Annotated in this window: 10 protein-coding genes; 7 read left to right on the top strand and 3 right to left on the bottom strand. The window is 42.4% G+C overall.

All coding sequences use genetic code 11. The features are described from left to right. Window positions 1–10 precede the first annotated feature (10 nt). Together ACOOEY_RS16350 and ACOOEY_RS16355 are read right to left on the bottom strand one after the other, a co-directional pair. Complete coding sequence (locus ACOOEY_RS16350) at window positions 11–1,312, bottom strand: cryptochrome/photolyase family protein (protein WP_420385795.1); 1,302 nt, start codon at window positions 1,310–1,312, stop codon at window positions 11–13. Between the two features lie 39 nt (window positions 1,313–1,351). Next, complete coding sequence (locus ACOOEY_RS16355; protein ID WP_420385796.1) at window positions 1,352–5,905, bottom strand: translocation/assembly module TamB domain-containing protein; 4,554 nt, start codon at window positions 5,903–5,905, stop codon at window positions 1,352–1,354. Between ACOOEY_RS16355 and tsaD the strand changes: the two genes are divergently transcribed. The 7 genes from tsaD (at window position 5,905) to ACOOEY_RS16390 (ending at window position 11,484) form a co-directional block, all read left to right on the top strand. Then, entirely contained in the window at window positions 5,905–6,918 is a 1,014-nt protein-coding gene (gene tsaD / locus ACOOEY_RS16360; protein ID WP_420385797.1) for a tRNA (adenosine(37)-N6)-threonylcarbamoyltransferase complex transferase subunit TsaD, read from the top strand. The genes ACOOEY_RS16355 and tsaD overlap by 1 nt on opposite strands. A gap of 59 nt (window positions 6,919–6,977) precedes the next feature. Then, the gene (locus ACOOEY_RS16365; protein WP_420385798.1) at window positions 6,978–7,382 is read left to right on the top strand and encodes a thioesterase family protein; all 405 of its coding nucleotides are present in this window, start codon (window positions 6,978–6,980) and stop codon (window positions 7,380–7,382) included. Beyond that, the gene (smpB, locus tag ACOOEY_RS16370; protein ID WP_420385799.1) at window positions 7,372–7,842 is read left to right on the top strand and encodes an SsrA-binding protein SmpB; all 471 of its coding nucleotides are present in this window, start codon (window positions 7,372–7,374) and stop codon (window positions 7,840–7,842) included. The genes ACOOEY_RS16365 and smpB overlap by 11 nt, the downstream gene beginning before the upstream one ends. Beyond that, window positions 7,842–8,627: an NlpC/P60 family protein gene (locus ACOOEY_RS16375; RefSeq protein ID WP_420385800.1), complete on the top strand. Its 786-nt coding sequence runs from the start codon at window positions 7,842–7,844 to the stop codon at window positions 8,625–8,627. The genes smpB and ACOOEY_RS16375 overlap by 1 nt, the downstream gene beginning before the upstream one ends. Before the next feature lies 1 nt (window position 8,628). Continuing rightward, entirely contained in the window at window positions 8,629–9,126 is a 498-nt protein-coding gene (locus tag ACOOEY_RS16380; protein WP_420385801.1) for an HNH endonuclease, read from the top strand. A gap of 221 nt (window positions 9,127–9,347) precedes the next feature. Further along, the gene (locus ACOOEY_RS16385) at window positions 9,348–10,478 is read left to right on the top strand and encodes a hypothetical protein (RefSeq protein ID WP_420385802.1); all 1,131 of its coding nucleotides are present in this window, start codon (window positions 9,348–9,350) and stop codon (window positions 10,476–10,478) included. Then, window positions 10,468–11,484: a hypothetical protein gene (locus ACOOEY_RS16390; protein ID WP_420385803.1), complete on the top strand. Its 1,017-nt coding sequence runs from the start codon at window positions 10,468–10,470 to the stop codon at window positions 11,482–11,484. Before ACOOEY_RS16385 ends, ACOOEY_RS16390 begins: the two co-directional genes overlap by 11 nt. A gap of 25 nt (window positions 11,485–11,509) precedes the next feature. On the opposite strand, the gene ACOOEY_RS16395 is transcribed toward ACOOEY_RS16390, so the two are convergent. After that, a complete protein-coding gene (locus tag ACOOEY_RS16395; protein ID WP_420385804.1) occupies window positions 11,510–12,142 on the bottom strand; it encodes a TNT domain-containing protein in 633 nt (210 codons plus the stop codon). Window positions 12,143–12,211: the final 69 nt, after the last annotated feature.

Raw genomic sequence — 12,211 nt, forward strand, 5'->3', positions numbered from 1 at the left:
AGTTATAAAACTAGCCTGATAATGCCTCTTTATAAGTGTCAATCGCTCGTTGTCTGGCAAATTTATGTTCGACTATCGGTTTAGGGTACCTGTCAGTTCCATACTCGGGCACCCACTTCTTAATGTATTGAAGCTGCGGGTCAAATTTTTCGGTTTGAGATTGAGGGTTGAAGACGCGGAAATAGGGTTGAGCATCAGTTCCGGTTCCGGCCGCCCATTGCCATCCGCCATTGTTAGAGGCCAGGTCAAAATCCAGAAGCTTTTTGGCGAAATAGGCTTCTCCCCATCGCCAGTCAATCAGAAGGTGTTTGGTTAAGAAACTGGCCACAATCATGCGCACCCGATTATGCATATAACCGGTTGTATTCAGCTGACGCATTCCTGCATCAACAATAGGATATCCTGTTTTTCCCTGACACCACTTTTCAAATCCTTCCTCATCCTGTCTCCAGGGGATATGATCATATTCAGGTTTAAAGGCCTTGTCAACTACTTGAGGATTGTTGGCCAGAATCATGGCATAGAAATCCCTCCAGATCAATTCGTTCAAATAAGTGTCGTTCAGGGAAATGGCCTTTTCTGTTAGTTGTCTTATACTGATGGTACCGAACCTCAGGTGAATGCCCAACTTGGATGTAGCATCTTCAGCAGGGAAATTTCTCTTCTTGTCGTAGTGCTTAATGACTTCTTTCTCCACTTCTGAAGGGGGGATGGAAATATCTGTGGGTTTGAAACCCATTTCAGCGAGACTATGTACAGGCTGATTTTCCGTTTGAAACCAGTTTTCAAAGTATAGTGCACTTGGAGTGGTTTCAGGGGTATTTGCCTTGTACTTCTCCTTCCAGCTCTTACTGTAGGGTGTGTACACCTTGTAGAAGTTGCCGGAACCTGACACGATTTCTTCCTTCTCGTAAATCACATGGTCTTTGAAGCTGTAGAAGCCAATACCCCTTTCTTTAAGAAATGATTCTACTTCACCATCTCGCTTCCCGGCATAAGGTTCATAATCGCGATTGGTGTAAACGGCTTCTATTTCGAATTCTTTGGTGAGCTTTTGATAAGCTTCCAGTGGGGTAGAGTAAAATGTCTTTAATGTGCTGCCTTTCCCTTTGAGTTCTTTGTTCATTTCGGAAAGTGTCTCACGAATGAATTCTACCCTGGCGTCCTTTTTATCTTCCAGCTTATCGAGGATATTTTTGTCAAAAATGAAAATGGGTAAGACGTGCTTGCCTTCCTTTAAAGCATAGTACAAACCGGTATTATCAATGAACCTGAGGTCTCTGCGGAACCAGAAAACGGTAATTTTGGACATATTGAATGAATTCTCTAAACCCAACCACAGAACGCTACATTAGTTTGAGCCGCCACCAGAATTATTCGTGGTTTTTTCTTCTTCCCGCTCTTTTCTCTTCTTCTCAATGCCTTTGAAGAATTCTCTGAAAGTATTGAAGCTGGTAGTTTGAGAAATACTGGCCCCTCTGGTCTGGTTGGTGGCGGTTTGGTTAATGGCCTGTTGGGCCAAATCATAGTTACTACGAGAGTAGACCTTCACTTTATACTTGCCGTCTGAGGTGAGCAAATACTCGGCTGTCCAGTCTCCGGCTATGCTGTTGATATCCAGTCTTTTGGAAACTTCTCCCTCTCTGGTTACGCGTAAACGTCCATCAAGGAAGGTGTAGCTTAACCGCAGCCTGAAAGTGCTTAGCGCATTTTCATCCAGGTCGGCCAGGTCAAAGTTGACCTCCAGGTTTTCATCTAACTGGGCTACCAATTGACTCAATTGGTTCGAGAGTAGCTGACTTACGTTCTGTGTCGGGCTGCGGCCACCAATCGTCAGACCGCCTTGCTCCTGAAATCTGTTCAGTACAATTAAACTCAGTACTTGTCGGTTGAGCTCCTGGTCATCACTCTGGATTCTATTCTGGAAAGCACTGATGGCTGTTGTTGCCTGATAGTCGTTCAGATTGGCATCGGTGAAGTCAATGTCAAAGCTGATGTCTGGTGACAGCATGGGACCGGAAAGGAAGAGCAGTACTTTGGTAGGTACCCTTCTGGTAGTCGCCTGAGTGCCACTTTCTGTGACAGTTCCAAAGCCCGCCTGCTGTAATAAGGGAGCAATGGATGTGCTCTGTGAGTATGAACCTTTTATGTCCATTACAGCGGCATAGGGATCTCCGTACCAGGTGATGGTACTGGGCTGTTCAATGTCAAATTCTTTAGTGATGATGTTATAGAGAGAGAAGTTATAGGCACCATCTGTGATGTCCAGACCACCGGTCATCTGGAAGTCACCCTGCGAGTCGATCAATAGTCTTAACTGCCCGTCACCGCGACCTCTGATGATATCACCCGTCTTAGGGTCTATAATAATTTCTACATAAGCATCAGGTGTGACTTCAATGTCAAGATCAAGTTTTAAACCTTCAATCTTTACTTTGTTTACTTCTTCTATTTGAAGGGTGTCTGCAGTAGCTACTGTATCCGGGATGGTCCGATCGATAAAGGTGATGTATTCAGGAATATCATTATCAGGAGTGTCTTCGGAGATAGGGATGTAGATTTTAGTATCAGTCTCAGTTCTTACCTGAGCGGCAATGGTCAGGTTAGAAGCTTCTCCTGTCAATGAAACCTGGCCGGTAGCAAAGGCATCGCCATAATAGACATCACCGTTGTCTACATTCGTATTCAGTACCTGAAATTGATTGAGTTGTCCCAATAGATCCAGTTTGAAGTTTTTAAATGTATCGTGGCTGATTTGTCCACTGAATAATGCCTGGTTATTCCGGGTATCAGCAAACTGCAGGTTTTCCAACGAAATCAAATCTTTTGAGAAATCTACCTGACCATCAAAGTTGTAGAGGGTATTGAGGTAGTTGATTTTCATTTTACCTCCTTTAATGGCCCCTTTGCCTTGCATGAGAGGTGCATTCTTGCTTCCTGTGATTTTGTATGTACCGTCAATTACTCCACCTAATTGGGTAAAGTATTCGTCTATATAAGGTTCAGCGATATTGATGTTGGCATCGTTGAGGATAAGATCAATATTCAATTGGTCGTCTGTTCTTGAGGGATAAAATTCTCCTCCCAGGGTGATGGTTCTCTTTTGTAATCGGTTCACTTCAAAATCGATGTCGAACCTTTCTCTAAAGTCATTCCAGTTGATGTTGCCTTCCATATCGCCAACCAGAAAGTTGTTGATTCGCAAGTCGATAATGGAGAGGTCGCCAAAGATGGTTGGGTTGTAGTAGAGGTTCTGTGCTTTGACATTACCACTGACTCTGCCTGTATAGGATTCCTGAGCGAGGGGATTGACATTGGCTACTTCAACATCTTTGAAAGTGGCCGAAAGGGTTTTGGCACTGTCCTGGGAAACTGCAATCTCACCATCCAGGTTAATGGATTGATCGTCATTATAGATGTTCAGATTCTCCACTGTAATCTTACCATCTCCAAATACCAACACATTGTCTTCGGTAATTCGCCAGGTGGCATCGAGTATGGTGATATTGGAGTCTTCAAAGCGAAGCTCTGTCCGGTCGGGGTAGAAGTTGATGTCAGCCCCAACCTCTGCATAGTTACCCGTGCTGTTTTGTGTGATGTTCTGCCGGATATCCATATGGGTACCATCCCAAACCGCTTCAAAAACCAGCTTGTCTGTTTCTGAGGAATTGGCGTAAACCTGCTTTTCACTGGAGAGATACCCCAGTGCCAATACTCTCTCCTGACTTCGGATGTCAGTAGCATTGATATTGATATTGTTGTCGTAGAAGTTGACATTCCCCAACCTGATGGTATCTACATCAGTATTCAATACCAGAGATTCACCCTGCCGGTTATTAAAGCGTCCATCCATTTGTGTGTTTTTGGAAACATAGATGGTGCTATCGAAGAGATTAATGACGGGGCTTATGTCGTACAAACTCAGACTATAATTCATGTTGAAGTCATTCTGGCTGGAAGGGTTTCTTCTGATGAACTCTTCCACCTCTTCAGAGCGGGAAGAAAATTGTAGTCGATACTGTTCATTGATATTGGTGAGCTCTCTTGAAATATTCGAGAACTCAAAGTCTCCATTAAAATCTGCAAAAAGGAGGTCTGAAGATACGGTTAACTTTCTGCCTGAAGCCGACTTGGATGCCGTGAAAAAGACAGAGTCCAATTCAATATTTCTGGTCTGATATCGGTAAAAAGTCTGCGAAAGGTCAATTCTTCCCTGAAGACTGTCGAGTTGCAAACCAGAGATATCCAGATCGAAACTGGTACTCAGCTCCATATCAGTATCTGTGATATTGACAGACTTGAGCAGAGCTGTATCTAATCGGCCCTTCAGCTTGAATATTCTGTTGTTGTCTCTTAAGTCTACCGAACCGTTGGCGAAGAGCTTGAAGTTTGGGTCGTTGACATCGATTTGACCCTGAAAGAATGATTCAGCAAAAGCCCCATCTGTTTCAATATTGGTGTATTGGTAGTCGTTAATGCCCACCTTTGGAATAATAGCATCCAGTTGAAATGTGGCTGTTTCAAGAGTGAAGCCGGTTCCTTCTATACGACCATCCATGTCAATCTTCTGGAAGTTAGAAACTTCGGTAAAATTACCCAGGTCAAAGTTTTGTAAGAACAGATCTCCACGGTAGTAGGGGAGTTGATTTTCCTGAATTCGGATTTGTGTATTGGATTCGAGCCTACCGATTTTAGTATTGAAGGTTCCGTAAGCCACAAAGTCATTGAGGAAGCCTTCGAAGTCACCAGACATGCGGATCAGTCCGAACTTATTAGAAATTCTAAAGGCCTCGGCTCCAATATATTTTCTGATATCCGTAGCCTTGAGTGTTGAGTTTTCCAGTGATAAATCGAAAATGGTTTGGTTAATGTTTGGTAAACCCTCCATATCGATTTCACCTTTCAGACTGGTGTTCTCGCCAAAGCGAATAGCAAAATCATCGGAATAGAAACTATTTACCCTTCCCTGAAATAAACCGGTTAATTCTATTGACTGATTCTCCTTTTTAAGTTCCGGCACAAAATATCCAAGCTCATCTGTATGCAGAATGGTGTGATCGAAGTCGGCCTGTATATCTACACTGTCAACAAAATAGGCCATTTGAGAGGGGCGGTCATGCCTGAGTTCTATAAAGTCTTTGATGTGTGACTTACCCATTTTCAGGTCCAGGTCGAAAAAGATCAGGCCCTTTTGTGAGTTCCGGAAAAAGGTCTCGAGATGGTCGATAGTCAGACCACTAGAGGCATCGCGGGTAGAGAGGCTCTTTATATCTATCTGAAATGTATCTCTGACTGTTTTAAGGTTTAAAAGGTCGGCATTGAGATCGAGTAGCTGAAAGTGATTATAGTCGAATCCGTTTTTAATGCTGTCTTTGCGGCTATCTGAAATACTGAATTTGGAGTCAAGCAGGGTGATTTGATCGATGGTAAATTCAGAGGGTTCTGCAGTGCTTGCAGATTCAGAAGCAGTGAGTTCGCTAATCCTATCCGCCCATTCATCGATATTTAGCCCCCCACTGTGGTGATCGCGCAGATTGACATCGGCTCCCTTTAGCCATGCTTCTTTGGTGCGAATGTCTTTCTTGCCCAGTAAGTCGCTGAGTGAAAAGGTGAGTACCAGTTCGTCAATACCAATCATGGTGATGCCATTTTCATCATAGATTCTGGTATCATCCAAGGCAATGGAGTTGAACCACTTGATATTGGCATAACCTATTTCTGTCTGATAACCAGTGCCTTCGGTTAGGTAAGTGGTGGCTTTATCGACAATGTAATTCTGAATGGGAGGAAGGTTAATGAGCAAGGCAATCAGAGCCAGCAAAATGAATGGAGTGGCAATGATCCAAAGGATTGATTTGACAATCCGTTTTTTAATAACTTGCGATCTTTTAATTTTCTCCTTCAATGCCTTCCTCCGATATCAAAATCCTGGCCATCGAATCATCTTGTGACGAGACATCCGCTGCAGTAGCGGTTAACGGCAAAGTACTCAATAATATAGTCGCAACGCAATCGGTGCATGAAAATTATGGAGGTGTGGTGCCAGAACTGGCGAGCCGTGCACATCAGCAAAATATCGTGCCTGTGGTAGATCAAGCGCTCAAAAATGCTGCCATTTCTCCTGAAGAAATAAGTGCAGTTGCCTTTACCCGCGGACCGGGGTTGATGGGTGCGCTTTTGGTGGGCACTTCTTTTGCCAAAGGACTGGCCCTGGCACTCGATGTTCCACTCATTGAAGTGAACCATATGCAGGCCCATATCCTGGCTCACTTTATCGATGAACCCAGACCTGAATTTCCTTTTCTATGTCTTACCGTAAGTGGAGGTCATACTCAGATTGTTTTGGTTAAGAACTTTACTGAAATGGAAGTAGTGGGAGAAACTCAGGATGATGCTGTAGGAGAGGCTTTTGATAAAGTGGCTAAAATGATGGGACTGGGTTATCCGGGTGGTCCGCAGGTAGATAGACTCGCGCGTGAGGGTGACTCTGATGCCTTCGAATTTCCGGAGTCGGAAATGCCTGGGCTCAATTATTCATTTAGTGGCATTAAAACCGCAGTGCTTTATTTTCTCCGGGACCGATTAAAGGAAAATGAGCAGTTCATCCAGGAAAATAAGGCAGACATAGCAGCCAGTGTTCAGAAAACGTTGATTTCTATGCTCTTGCAAAAACTGAGAAAAGCGGCACGAAAATATAAAATCAATCAGGTGGCTATTGCAGGAGGAGTTTCTGCCAATAGTGGCTTGAGGGACAGGTTAAGTCAGATGGCTGAAGAGGAGAACTGGCAGGTCTATATTCCTGCTTTCGAATATTGTACTGACAATGCAGGCATGATTGCCATGGCAGGTCACTACAAGTACCTGGCCCAGGAGTTTGTCGATCAAGGGGTGAGTGCTCTGCCAAGAATGAAGTTTTGATTTTCATGGCAAGGGCCTTGGTAGAGAGCCCTGAATGGCATGCAAACAGGAATTAAATAATGAAAAATATTTTCAAAACAGGCGATACCAAAGTTCATACATACCGGGTTAAGCAGGAGGATGTAGCCCAATTCGAAACCGGTCTGGTTCATCCTGTTTGCTCTACCTTTACACTGGCCAGAGAGATGGAGTGGGCCGGAAGACTTTTTGTGCTTGAAATGAAAGAAGAACACGAAGAGGGAATAGGTACTGCGGTAAGTATAGAACACAGATCACCTGCCATGGTTGGTGATGAGCTGATCATTGAGGCCGTAGTTGATCAGTTGCAGAAGAATGAACTGATTTGCAGCATTACGGTTAAAAGCAAAGACAGATTGGTAGCAGTTGGAAGTTCCGGACAAAAAATTCTTCCAAAGACTAAGATAAATCAGATATTCAGTAGTTTAGAAAGAGATGGCGAGTAAAGACAAGAGTAGGTTTTCAAATAGTATCAACATTAAGAACAGAAGGGCCGGCTATGAGTATGAGCTGATAGACCGCTATGTGGCCGGGATGCAGTTGATGGGTACCGAGATCAAGTCGATCAGAGAAGGCAAAGCTACATTGGCCGATGCTTACTGCTATTTCAAAAAGGAAGAACTCTGGGTAAAGCAGATGCATATATCACCTTATGCACAGGGTACGCACTACAACCATGATCAGACCCGCGAAAGGAAGCTGTTGTTGAATAAACAGGAACTGAAAAAGTTATTGGCCAAAACAGAAGAAAAGGGAATGTCTATCATCCCTACAAGGCTCTTCATAAATGAGAGAGGTTTTGCTAAATTAGAAATTGCGCTGGCCAAGGGTAAGAAGCTGCATGATAAACGCGACTCTATCAAAGAGCGCGATGTTAAAAGGGATTTACAAAGAATGAAGTTCTAATGGATATTTTGGGTTACGGTGTAATCAGATTGAGTCTGGTGGCAGTGAGAGCAGAACCTGCCGATGCTTCTGAAATGATCTCTCAATTGCTTTTTGGCGAACACTATACCGTGATCGAGCCATCAGATAACAAGAAATGGCTGAAGGTTAAAAATGCCTTTGACGGATATGAAGGCTGGATTGATCAGAAGCAGCATCATGCCATCTCAAAGGAGTATTTTGATCAGATTGGAGAAACGGAATATAAGATTTGTACAGACCTGTCATCGAAGATCCTTTTTAAACAGCAAGTCAATTACATAGTGGCAGGGTCTATTTTGCCCCTGCTGAACAATCCCATTTTTAAGGACGAAGAGAATGTTGCCTTCAATGGGATGTCCAAAACCCTCTATCAGAAATGGGACGTCACTAACCTGATGAATCAGGCCAATAAATACCTGAATGCCCCTTATCTCTGGGGAGGAAGAACCCCTTTTGGTATAGACTGCTCCGGGTTTACCCAGATAGTATTCAAGACCGCTGGTTATATGCTGCCGCGCGATTCTTCAGAACAGATTCAGAAAGGCAAGGAGGTTGCTCTGGAAGAGAGAAAGGCAGGAGACCTGGCCTTTTTCACCAATGAAAAAGGGAAGATGAACCACGTGGGAATAGTGATGGACGATGGAAAGATTATCCATGCTTCCGGCAAGGTAAGAATCGATGAACTAGATGAAAAAGGGATCAAAAATTTAGAACAAAATACTTATACACATCAATTCTTTAAATTGAAGAGAATTATCACTTAGCATGCGCAGGGTATTGGTATTGAATCAGGACTACTCTCCATTATCTGTCTGTTCGGCAGAAAGGGCCTTCCTGCTGCTTTACCTCCAAAAAGCTGAGCTCGTTCATGATGACCCGGAAACAAAAATGCGGTCAGTCGATGAAGATTTCCCCATGCCTTCGGTGATCAGGCTTCAGAAATACATTTTCATTCCCTACAAGAGTGTGATACTCACCCGCCAGAATATTTTCAAGCGTGACCGACAGAGGTGCCAGTATTGTGGTAAGGGCAAAGACCTGACCATCGACCATGTACTACCCAAGTCCAGAGGCGGAAAATCTACCTGGACTAATCTGGTGGCAGCCTGCAAAAAGTGTAACTCGCTCAAAGGGGATAAAACTCCGGAAGAAGCTGAAATGCCGCTCAATACAAAACCCTTCAAGCCATCCTATATCATGTTTGTTCGCAATTTCAGTGGCTTTACTTCCAACGAATGGCTCAAGTATTTGGGTGTGAATTAACCAGTTACTGTCTGTTCTAGAATCCTTAAGAATAGTTCGAATTGCCATTCAGGTAGATATTTCAATGCAAGGTGCTTTTAGGGTGTCAAAGTTTTAATCTTACCTAATAGGATTTGCTTAAGTTTCTATTGTTACTATTCAAAGAAGATTGTTCTTTGTTTGGAGTGGTAATAATTAGTGACTTATCTTAAACCATCTTTTGTTAAAATAAACACACTTTGATGAAACTCAGATTTAATTCTCAGAGACTTTTTTGTATCCTTTCAGTCATTTTTGTTGTTGGCTTTTATCTTGATTTTTCTGCAATTGGTCAAACCCACATAGATCAGACGAGGATAAAGACTTCGGTTATTGATAACCTTTTAGCCAATGGAACACAAGCCAAAAGGTATGAGGTTGCTAGTGTTGCCATTAATTCCCATCACTGGCAAACTGGCGGTACTATGATTATAGAACTTTTTCATAACTATTATGGATCTGGCTATGAGAAGTACTTTTTGGAAATAAGCCATTTGCAAGGTAATCAAGGTACAAGTCCTTCCTTATACCTTGTAGAGTCAACGGGAAATTACCACAACGCCAGAATATCATTGGGAGCTTCTTTTGGCACGGGGACTTACCGAAGCGGATACGAGAATATTGCCTATCCTGTTTATGTTGATGTTAAAAATTATTCCAGCTATACGGTTAGAATAACTTATCTAAGAAATAGAGTAAGCTCATTTACAGATGATAACCAAATTATCATTAACACAGCGCCAACCGGGTCCAATATTTCTGACTTTTCAACACCAAGCACCCAGCTTAGGGTGAATGGTGCGGATCCATTTATAGAATATAATGCAAGTAAAATTTGGCGAGTTGGCGAGCTGGAAAATCAAGATTTCTCTATTAAGCAGCAAACCAATGGGTTCCACTCTTTGCAGATAGTGGGGTCTACCGGTCAACTTAAACTAGGTTCTACCAGTATGATTGTGGATTATAATGGTGATGTGGGCATTAGTAATCATCTTAATGTCTTGGGGAATATAGAAACCTCAAAAGTCAAAGTCACTTCTTCGCCAGGTACCTTTCCTGACTATGTTTTCTCACAAGACTATCGACTCAAAAGCCTTCCTGAATTAGAAGCATACATCAAAGAAAATGGTCACCTACCCAATGTGCCTACCGCCAAAGAAGTAGAGGCTAATGGTCAGGACTTGGGCCTTATACAGCAAAAACTTTTAGAGAAGATAGAAGAGCTGACTTTATATACCATTCAACAAGAAGTAAAACTTAAGGCCATGGAGGCTCTCATATTAGACCTACAGTCCGAGATTAGTCAATTAAAGAAAGTATCAAATGAAAATTAAACTTATTCTTTTCTTTTCTCTTTTGTGCTTTAGTCTCGCAGCACAAAGTCTTTCAGATATACAAAGAAGAAATGCAAGAGCAACCGGTTATGCAATAGTAGCATCTCTAAACCCAGGTACAGATTTTTCAATCTATGTGATTCCATGGGATGGAGTAAACTCCTTGGAGTATAATGCAAACAATCAAATCAATTCTAGCTGGCATCCACAAGCGGTAATTAAAGGGAATTATTTCTCTCAGTCATTTGACGGAACCGATTTTAGCATTTACAGCTCTGTGATTCTTAGTCAATCAGCTTTTGATACGTATAAAAACACTGGAACAGAATGGTGGATTGTGTGCAGTACCTTACCATCGTTTTCAAACCAATTATACAATAATGTAGATTTTACAGGGATTTCTAATTTTCAAGGAGCTTTACGTGGAAATCAAGATGGGGGAATTCGGATTGATACAGGCTATGGTTTCTTAGATTTAGGTCCGAAAAACACAAACTGGGCACATCTTATCACAGATAGACCTAGTTTCTTTTTTAATAAACGCCTTACTGTAAATGAGGGTGTTTTTAGTAGCTACGATGAAGATTTGCAACTACAGACCAGTGGTACTACCAGGCTTAGAATTGACGACTCCAGTGGTAAGGTTTTAATCTATGGCGACCTGGAAACGAAAAAAGTAATGGTCACTGCTGCGCCAGGTACCTTTCCTGACTATGTTTTCTCTAACGACTATCTACGCAAAAGTCTGCCTGAGCTTGAGGTATATATCAAGAATAACGGCCACCTCCCCAATATGCCTACCGCCAAAGAAGTAGAGGCCAATGGTCAGGATTTGGGCTTGATCCAGCAAAAACTTTTGGAGAAGATAGAAGAGTTAACTCTTTATACTATTGAGCAGAATAACGAACTATCTACACTCAAAGAAGAGAATCAATTGCTAAAACAAAGTCTTGAAGATTTACTAAAGAGAGTAGAGAGAGTTGAAAAGACAAAAAAGGAAAACTAAGGTCTGGTATGGTAGATAAGTATGGTTATTCACCATACTTATCTACCAATGTATTAGGGATAATAGAATCCAGAATAATGATGTAGCCTTCTTTAATTAAGTCCTTCATACTTTTGGGCATCATATACTGAATACCTTCACCCGGCTCATTAAACCAGGGAATGGCCTTGCCCTTCAGAACACCAGGTATATCCTTGGTTACTTCAAATTGATAGTAGACTCTGGCCTTTGAGGAGGCTGGCAAGGCCCGCTGTCCAAAAGGAGTACCGGTTGGTGCAACAAAAGTGCCCCATAGACTTCCGTAGCGATCTATCTTGGTATCATCGGCCAATACTACCGTATCAATGCTAATGAAACCATCTGCCGGAGGATATTCACCATTGAGGTTTTCCTTTTCAAAGTAAGCTTCCAGTTTATCCCATTTCTCGGCTTTCCAAAGACGCCAGGCCTTATTCATGGCATTGGGAATAGTGTCCAGGTTAGAAGTTAGCTTTTGAAATGAGGCGAAAGAGATTCCCCGCACAATAGAGTCCTGCTCCAGAAAATATTCCGTAGCATAGGAATCTGAAAGGTATTGGTTGGAATGAGAGCTTTGTAAACTAAGGAAGCTGAAAGAGAGTACAACAGCTGCCAAAACGGAGTTCCAGATAGTTTTCATATGTGTGTTATTTATGAGATAATGAATGTATGAAAATTGCAGCTAATTAGGAATAGTGAATTCTCCATT

Origin of the sequence: Roseivirga sp. (genome assembly GCF_965216855.1) — a bacterium.
Classification (GTDB): domain Bacteria; phylum Bacteroidota; class Bacteroidia; order Cytophagales; family Cyclobacteriaceae; genus Roseivirga.

Coding starts and splice junctions, on each gene's coding strand:
- tsaD (WP_420385797.1), top strand. CDS start 5,905: ATGCCTTCCTCCGATATCAAAATCCTGGCCATCGAATCATCTTGTGAC.
- ACOOEY_RS16375 (WP_420385800.1), top strand. CDS start 7,842: ATGGATATTTTGGGTTACGGTGTAATCAGATTGAGTCTGGTGGCAGTG.
- ACOOEY_RS16390 (WP_420385803.1), top strand. CDS start 10,468: ATGAAAATTAAACTTATTCTTTTCTTTTCTCTTTTGTGCTTTAGTCTC.
- ACOOEY_RS16385 (WP_420385802.1), top strand. CDS start 9,348: ATGAAACTCAGATTTAATTCTCAGAGACTTTTTTGTATCCTTTCAGTC.
- ACOOEY_RS16350 (WP_420385795.1), bottom strand. CDS start 1,312: ATGTCCAAAATTACCGTTTTCTGGTTCCGCAGAGACCTCAGGTTCATT.
- smpB (WP_420385799.1), top strand. CDS start 7,372: ATGGCGAGTAAAGACAAGAGTAGGTTTTCAAATAGTATCAACATTAAG.
- ACOOEY_RS16395 (WP_420385804.1), bottom strand. CDS start 12,142: ATGAAAACTATCTGGAACTCCGTTTTGGCAGCTGTTGTACTCTCTTTC.
- ACOOEY_RS16380 (WP_420385801.1), top strand. CDS start 8,629: ATGCGCAGGGTATTGGTATTGAATCAGGACTACTCTCCATTATCTGTC.
- ACOOEY_RS16365 (WP_420385798.1), top strand. CDS start 6,978: ATGAAAAATATTTTCAAAACAGGCGATACCAAAGTTCATACATACCGG.